This is a genomic window from Micromonospora sp. I033 (assembly GCF_053890995.1).
Genome location: NZ_JBSSLX010000327.1, coordinates 1 through 4314, shown reverse-complemented (window position 1 = coordinate 4314; position 4314 = coordinate 1). Strand labels below are relative to the sequence as shown.

Here is a 4314-nt window from a genome sequence, read left to right as displayed (position 1 = left end):
GAGGAGGATGGCCCGGTCGGGCTTCAGCGCCAGCACCGCTCCCGGGTCGTGGGTGACCAGGACGATGGCGCCGGGGTAGCGGGCGATCGCGTCCAGCACCTGCTCGCGGCTCACCGGGTCGAGGTTGTTCGTCGGCTCGTCGAGCAGCAGCACGTTCGCGCCGGAGCAGACCAGGGTGGCCAGAGCCAGCCGGGTCTTCTCGCCGCCGGAGAGCACGCCGGCCGGCTTGTCCACGTCCTCGCCGGAGAAGAGGAACGCGCCGAGGATCTTGCGCAGGTCGGTGTCGGTCTGCTCCGGCGCGGCGCTGCGCATGTGGTCCAGGATGGTCCGCTCCACGTCCAGCGTCTCGTGCTCCTGGGCGTAGTAGCCGAGCCGCAGGCCGTGCCCCGGGCGCACCTCGCCGGTGTCCGGTTCCAGCAGGCCGCCGAGCATCCGCAGCAGGGTGGTCTTGCCGGCGCCGTTGAGGCCCAGGATGGCCACCCGGGAGCCGCGGTCCACCGCCACGTCGACGTCGGTGAAGATCTCCAGGGACCCGTACGACTTGGACAGACCGGAGGCGGTGAGCGGGGTCTTGCCGCACGGCGCCGGGGTGGGGAAACGCACCTTCGCCACCTTGTCGGCGACCCGGACGTCCTCCAGGCCGGAGAGCAGCTTCTCGGCCCGGCGGGCCATGTTCTGCGCGGCGACGGTCTTGGTGGCCTTGGCCCGCATCTTGTCCGCCTGCGCCTTCAGCGCGCCGGCCTTCTTCTCGGCGTTGGCCCGCTCCCGGCGGCGGCGCCGCTCGTCGGTCTCCCGCGCCTCCAGGTACGCCTTCCAGCCCAGGTTGTAGACGTCGACGACGGACCGGGTGGCGTCCAGGAACCAGACCTTGTTGACCACCGCCTCCAGCAGGGACGCGTCGTGGGAGATCACGATGAGGCCGCCCTTGTGGTTGGCGAGGAAGCCGCGCAGCCAGGTGATCGAGTCGGCGTCGAGGTGGTTGGTCGGCTCGTCGAGCAGCAGGATGCCGCCGCCGTTCTCGCCGGCGTCGCGGAAGAGGATCCGGGCCAGCTCGATGCGGCGCCGCTGGCCGCCGGAGAGGGTGCCGATGGTCTGCGCCAGGGCCCGGTCGGGCAGGCCGAGGTTGGCGCAGATCCGGGCCGCCTCGGCCTCGGCCGCGTAGCCGCCCAGGGAGGCGAACTGGTCCTCCAGCGCGCCGTAGCGGCGGACCAGCTTCTCGTCGTCGGCGCCCTCGGCGAGCTTGGCCTCCAGCTCCTTCATCTGCGCCATGAGCACGTCCAGCCCGCGGGCGGAGAGCACCCGGTCCCGGCCGGTGACGTCCAGGTCGCCGGTCCGCGGGTCCTGCGGCAGGTAGCCGATCGCGCTGCGCCGGTCGAGCTGCCCGGCGTACGGCTGCCCCTCCCCCGCCAGCACCTTGAGGGTGGTGGTCTTGCCGGCGCCGTTGCGGCCGACCAGGCCGATCCGGTCACCCGGCTGCACCCGCAGCGTGGTGTCGGACAGCAGGATCCGGGAACCGGCGCGCAGCTCCAGGCCGGTGGCAGTGATCATTTCGGGGTACTCGCTCTCGGGGTTCGGCGAAGGGCTGATCAGGGCACGCGAAAGCGCCGGCGGGTCATCAGTTCCCGTCGGCGCGGGGCCGTTCAGCCTTCGCAGCGCAGCACGAGCCAAGTGTACCGGGCGCTCCTCGGCCGCCCCGCCGGATTACCGCGCAAGATCATCGGGTACCGAAAACCCCGTCCGGACCCGGTCCGGTACCGCAACCACCACACATGGACTAATCGGTGATCGGGGTCAACATGGAGCTGAACGAGAACGCGCGGATCGACACCAGCCAGGTGGACGACCGGCGAGGGTCCGGCGGAGGCGGCGGGATGGGCATCCCGATCCCGATCGGCGGTGGCCGGGGCGGGATCGTGGGCATCATCATCGCCGTCCTGGTCGCCCTGGTGGGCGGCGGCTTCGGGCTCAACGCGGCCACCAACGGCGGCGGCTCCGAGCAGGGCGACAACACCTCGCTGGAGCAGAAGTGCTCGGCGCAGGACGCGCTGGAGCAGCTCGACTGCCGCAACACCCTCTACGTCAACTCGATCCAGGCATACTGGCGGACCGCCCTGCCCGAGGCCTTCGGCGAGCAGTACCGGCCGTCGAAGACCGTGTTCTTCAGCCAGAACGTCAGCACCGGCTGCGGGGCGGCCGACTCCGGGGTCGGCCCGTTCTACTGCCCGGCGGACGACCTGGTCTACATCGACCTCACCTTCTACCGCCTGCTCGCCGACCAGCTCGGCGCCAAGGGCGAGTTCGCCCAGCCGTACGTGCTGGCCCACGAGTACGGGCACCACGTGCAGGACCTGCTCGGCACCGAGGCGCAGATGCGCCGACAGCAGCAGCGCGACCCGCAGAACGCCAACACGCTCTCGGTGAAGCTGGAACTCCAGGCCGACTGCTACGCGGGCGCCTGGGCCAAGAACGCCACCGGCACCGCCGACGAGCAGGGCCAGAAGATCTTCGAGAGCATCACCGAGCAGGACATCCAGCAGGCGATCGACACCGCCGAGAAGATCGGCGACGACGCGATCCAGCAGCGCTCCGGCCGGCCGGTGAACCCGGACGAGTTCACCCACGGCACCTCCGAGCAGCGCAGGCAGTGGTTCACCAAGGGCTTCTCCACCGGCGACCCGAAGGCCTGCGACACCTTCGGCGGCAGCCTGTAACGCCCGACCGCGCATCCGGACCCCGGCGACCGCCCCGGCGCCGGGGTCCCGTCGTGTCCGGGGCACCGGAGCCACCCCGGCCGGACCTGCACGGCGCCGATCAGCGATGTCAGTCGGGCGCGTCGCGGACCAGGATCCGGACCGCGCGGGCGGCGGCCACCGCGCCGACCAGGACCACGTGTCGGGGCTCGGGCACGTCGAGCAGCCGCTCCGCGCGCAGGGCGGCGAGCGGGGCCAGCCGCCGGTCGGCCAGCACGGTGTCCACGGCCCGCCGGTCGCCGCCGCAGACCAGGGCGGCGAGGGTCGTCGCCTCCGGCAACAGCAGGCGTACGGCCAGCTCGGCGGCGTCGCCCAGGGCCGCCTTCGCCTGGTTGTCCCGCCGCCGGGCGAACCGCTGCTGGGACCAGCCGCCGGCCGCGGTGCGCCCCTGCACGTACCGGGTGTCCACCTTGGAGACCACCAGGTCCGGACCGGCGGCGACGCCGACCGCCACGGCGCCCTTGCGGGCCAGCAGCAGGCCGAGCCGGCGGGGCGCACCGGCGGCGGCCACGAACCCGGGCACGTCGGCGGCGGCCGGGGCGCCGGGCGGGTCGTGCAGCTCGGCGGTGGCGCCGTCCGGGGCGGTGAGCAGCAGCCCGTACGCCTCGACGGTGGTGGTGGGCGGGCCGTGCCGGTCGGCGAAGCCCTCGACCCAGCGGGCGACGCGGCCCGGGTCGACCTCGACCCACCGGCCGCCCCCGGCTGCGGGTCGGCTGGTCACCGCCCGACCGTACGACACCCGCGGCTCAGTCGGGCAGCAGGGTGGCGATCGCCAGGGCGGCGATCAGTGCGCTGGACACCAGCCCGGTGACCAGGCGGCCGCGCGGCCCGGCCAGGGCCCGGCCGACCATGGTGCCGCCGCCGGCGACGACCAGTTGCCAGCTCGCCGAGGCCAGGAACGCGCCGGCCACGAAGAGCGCGGCCGTGGCGGCGTCCGGGTCGGCGGTGTCCTGGCGGCCGAGCACGAGCGCGGCGAAGTAGAGCACCGTCGCCGGGTTCAGCAGGGTCAGGCCGAGCAGCGCGGCATAGGCCCGGCCCGGCGTGTTGAGCCCGCGCCCCACCGGCGCCTCGGCGACCTCGCGGGTGCGCCGGGCGGACCAGGTCCGCCACAGCCCGTGACCGGCGAGCCCGAGCAGGACCAGCGCGGCGACCACCCGCAGCGGCCCGGCGACCGGCGCGATGACCCCGGCCAGGCCGGCGCCCCCGAGCGCGGCGACCGCCGCGTAGAGCCCGTCGGCGGTGGCCACGGCGAGCGCCGCGGCCGCGCCGACCCGGAAGCCGGTGCGGGCGCTGAGCCCGAGAATGAGGATCGCGATCGCGCCGACCGGCACGGCGACGCCGTAGCCGGCCACCAGACCGGCGAGGAACGCCCCGGTCACGACGGTGGGCGGCGCGTCGAGGCGGCCGGCGGCAGGGTGCGCTGTCGGCGCGCGGCGGTGGCCGCACGGACAGGAACCTGCTTCGGGTACGCCTCGATCACGCGCCCATCGTGCATCCCCCTCCCCCCCCCCCCCCCCCCCCCCCCCCCCCCCCCTCCTCCCCCCCCCCCCCCCCCCCCCCCCCA

General features: G+C 74.5%; 4 protein-coding genes. 1 reads left to right on the top strand and 3 read right to left on the bottom strand.

The genetic code is table 11. The annotated features are described in order from the left end of the window. On the bottom strand, positions 1-1548 hold a 1548-nt coding region (locus tag ACW0Q9_RS29425), incomplete at its 3' end, for an ABC-F family ATP-binding cassette domain-containing protein (RefSeq protein ID WP_456186853.1). Between the two features lie 248 nt (positions 1549-1796). On the opposite strand from ACW0Q9_RS29425, the gene ypfJ reads away from it, so the two are divergent. Continuing rightward, positions 1797-2711: a KPN_02809 family neutral zinc metallopeptidase gene (ypfJ, locus tag ACW0Q9_RS29420; RefSeq protein ID WP_456186855.1), complete on the top strand. Its 915-nt coding sequence runs from the start codon at positions 1797-1799 to the stop codon at positions 2709-2711. Positions 2712-2820: 109 nt separating this feature from the next. Here the strand turns inward: ypfJ and ACW0Q9_RS29415 are convergent, their stop codons facing one another. Continuing rightward, positions 2821-3471, bottom strand: a complete 651-nt coding sequence (locus tag ACW0Q9_RS29415) for an acVLRF1 family peptidyl-tRNA hydrolase (RefSeq protein WP_456186851.1) — start codon at positions 3469-3471, stop codon at positions 2821-2823. Positions 3472-3496: 25 nt separating this feature from the next. Beyond that, positions 3497-4129, bottom strand: coding sequence for a LysE family transporter (locus ACW0Q9_RS29410; RefSeq protein ID WP_456186849.1), 633 nt, complete (start codon positions 4127-4129; stop codon positions 3497-3499). Positions 4130-4314 lie beyond the last annotated feature (185 nt).